The sequence below is a fragment of the Cellulomonas sp. IC4_254 genome (assembly GCF_011603975.1).
In the GTDB taxonomy this organism is placed as follows: Bacteria; Actinomycetota; Actinomycetes; order Actinomycetales; family Cellulomonadaceae; genus Cellulomonas.
Map to the genome: position 1 here is coordinate 1 of NZ_JAANNB010000291.1, position 3,172 is coordinate 3,172.

Here is a 3,172-nt window from a genome sequence, read left to right on the forward strand (position 1 = left end):
GGTCGCCGTCGGCGCGGTGGTGGTGGCGGGCGTCGCGGGGGCGGTGGTCGGCGGGCTCGGCGCGTCGGGGTCCGGCGTCGAGTCCGTGCTGTCGGCGGCGGCGAAGGTCGGAGGTACGGCCGGCACCCTCGCGGGGCTCGCGGCCGCCGTGGTGTGGTGGCTGGCGCGGGTCGGCGTGCGGGTGCGGACCCGGCGAGCCCGGAGGCCTGCGCGCGCTGGCGTCGGCGGGTGACCCCCCGCAGCCCCCGAGGGCAGCGGGCGCGTCGATCGACCCGGCACCACGTGAGGACGGCACGATGAGCCCCACTCCCACCGAGCAGGCGCAGCACCCGCGCACCGCGGTCGTCGGACCCGGCGCGATCGGGACGGTGGTCGCCGCCCTGCTGCACGAGGCCGGCCGCACCCCGGTCGTCGCCGGTCGGCGGCCGCGCGCGGGGCTCCGCCTGGAGTCCGACCGCGGTGCGGTGGACGTCCCGGGCCCCGTGCTGACCGACCCCGGGACGGTCGCGGATCCCGTGGACGTCGTGCTCCTCGCCGCGAAGGCGACCCAGACCGCGTCGACCGCGCCGTGGCTGGCAGCGCTCTGCGGGCCGCGCACGGTCGTCTGCGTGCTGCAGAACGGTGTCGAGCAGCGGGAGGCGGTCGCCCCGCTGGTGCCGGGGAGCGAAGTCGTCCCGGCGGTGGTCTGGTTCCCGGCCGTCCAGCAGGACGACGGGGCGGTCCGGCTCCTCGCCGACCCGCGTCTGACCGTCCCGGACACGGCCGGCTCCGCCACGGTCGCCGCGGCGCTGCGGGGGACCCGGTGCGCCGTGGACGTCTCCACCGACTTCGCGACGCAGGCGTGGCGCAAGCTGCTCCAGAACGCCGCGGCCGGCCTCATGGCTGTGACGGGTCGCCGCTCGGGGGTCTTCCGGCGCGAAGACCTCGGGGCGCTCGCGCTCGCGTACCTCACGGAGTGCCTCGCGGTCGCGCGGGCGGACGGCGCGCACCTCCCGGACGACGAGCCCGCGCGGCTCCTGGCCGCGTTCCGGGCGGCGCCGACCGACCGGGGGACGTCGATCCTGACCGACCGCGAGGCCGGGCGGCCCCTCGAGTGGGACGTCCGCAACGGGGTCGTCCGCCGGCGCGGCCGGTCTCACGGCGTGCCCACGCCGATCAGCGACGTCCTCGTCCCGCTGCTCGCAGCGGCGAGCGACGGCCCGGGGTGACGCGCCGGGCGCCCGCGGCAGCCGACGCGCTCTGCGTCACCCGCGGGTGCTCCTGGGTCGGTGTCACGCACGGCGGGCGCACCCCGGAGCGGGTCACAGGCGTCGGGGTGGCGCCCGCTGGTGCCGCGGCCACCCGCGGCGGGCCTAGCCTGGGCGCGTGAACCAGGCACTGGACGACGGGCCGTTCTTCCACGGCACCAAGGCCGACCTCCGGGCCGGCGACCACCTGACCGCGGGCTTCCGGTCGAACTACCGCCCCGAGGTCACGATGAACCACGTGTACTTCACGGCTCTCGTCGGCGGTGCCGGGCTCGCCGCCGAGCTGGCGGCGGGGGACGCCGAGCCCCGGGTGTACGAGGTCGAGCCGACGGGCCCCTACGAGGACGACCCGAACGTCACCGACAGGAAGTTCCCCGGCAACCCCACGCGGTCGTACCGCAGCGCCGCCCCGCTCCGGGTGGTGCGCGAGGTCGTCGACTGGCCCCGGCTGACCCCCGAGGCCCTCGCGACGTGGCGCTCGCGGCTCGCCGAGCTGGCGGCCGACGAGCGCGGCGAGATCATCAACTGACGCGGGACGGCTGACCGCGCGTGCGCGGCGGCGTGCCCGGGTGCGGGTCGTCGTTCGGGCGCGGCTCGTCGTGCGGGCGCGGCTCGTCGTGCGGATGCTGACTCCTCCACAGGCGCGGTGGTGGTGCTCCGTCCCCAGGGTGGGTCGCGCGACGGAGGACGTGTCGGTGGCGGGCCCTAGGGTTGGTTCATGGCACCTGACCTGCAGGAACACACCGACGACGACCTGGTCGCCGCCCCGGTGCTGCCGGTCTACGGGCCCGATGGGACGTGCGTGACGGACCTCGGTCCGGATCCGGCGGCAGCGGCGGGACGGGCGCCTCGCACGGGTGAGCAGCGGCAGGTCGAGGCGATCCGGTCGTGCCCGCCGGGCCCGGTGCTGGATGCCTGGCTGCGCGCGCTGGACCCGTCGGTGCTGCCCCCGGTGGTGCTGCTGGAGGCGATCGCCGCGCAGGCCCGTGTCGAGGCGCACCAGCACGCCCGGATGCTGGGCCTGGTCGCCGAGCTCGCGAGCAGGGAGGAGATGCGCCCGGACTGGTCCCCGCTCGCAGGTGCCCCGCCCACGCAGCCCAGCGTCGCCGGCGACGAGCTCGCGATGCGGCTGGGCTGGCCGCGGTTGACCGCGAACCGGGTGGTGCGCCGGGCGCAGGCCCTCGACGGGCTGCTCTCCGCCACCCGCCAGGCCCTGGAGGCGGGGCACGTCGACGCCGCGAAGGCCGAGGTGCTGGCCGCTGGCCTGACCGACCAGTCGTTCCAGGTCGCGCACGCGGTGGAGGACGCGGTGCTGCCCGACGCCGGCCGATGCTCGATCGGAGAGCTGCGCGAGCGCGTCCAGCGCGAGATCCGCCGGGTCGACCCCGACGGCGCCGCGGGCCGGCACGAGCGGGCGCGGTGCACGCGCCGCGTCACTCGCCCCCGCCCCCAACCCGACGGCATGGCCTCGATGTGGCTGGTGCTGGCCGCCGAGGACGCGACCCGGGTCGACGGGGTCCTGGACCACGCCGCCCGAGCCGCGAAGGCCGCCGGTGACGGCAGGACCCTGGACCAGCTGCGCGCCGACGGGCTGCGCGACCTGGTCGTCGGGGACGTCCCGGAGGCGAACGGGCCGGCGTTCCAGGTCTACCTCGACTCCCTGAAGGCGCAGCCGCTGCCCACGCCGCGCACGTCACCGGAGCGTCGGACCACCAGCACGTTCCGGCTCGCGCCGAGGCCGCCCGCCGAACCGACCCCGACAGCCACGATCGTCCCGCTCGACGCCGTGGACCCGATCCCGACCGCGCCCGCTACCGCGACCCTCGTCCCGCGCGAGACCGGCGGCGTGGGCACCCGCCCGGTCCCCGCGACCACGCCGGCCGACGCTCCTGATCCCGTCGGCGGAGATCGCTTCGGGGCCCCAC

4 protein-coding genes are annotated in these 3,172 nt (G+C 77.5%); all 4 read left to right on the plus strand.

Annotated elements, in window-relative coordinates; translation table 11 throughout:
- A partial coding sequence (locus tag G6556_RS17945; protein ID WP_205693716.1) for a hypothetical protein occupies positions 1–232 on the plus strand: 232 nt, incomplete at its 5' end.
- A gap of 64 nt (positions 233–296) precedes the next feature.
- Entirely contained in the window at positions 297–1,208 is a 912-nt protein-coding gene (locus tag G6556_RS17950) for an oxidoreductase (RefSeq protein WP_166944388.1), read from the plus strand.
- 157 nt (positions 1,209–1,365) lie between these two features.
- Entirely contained in the window at positions 1,366–1,776 is a 411-nt protein-coding gene (arr, locus tag G6556_RS17955) for an NAD(+)--rifampin ADP-ribosyltransferase (RefSeq protein ID WP_166944390.1), read from the plus strand.
- A gap of 189 nt (positions 1,777–1,965) precedes the next feature.
- Positions 1,966–3,172 (plus strand): DUF222 domain-containing protein (locus G6556_RS17960; RefSeq protein ID WP_166944392.1); only part of this gene is annotated, 1,207 nt, incomplete at its 3' end.

Coding starts and splice junctions, on each gene's coding strand:
- G6556_RS17950 (WP_166944388.1), top strand. CDS start 297: ATGAGCCCCACTCCCACCGAGCAGGCGCAGCACCCGCGCACCGCGGTC.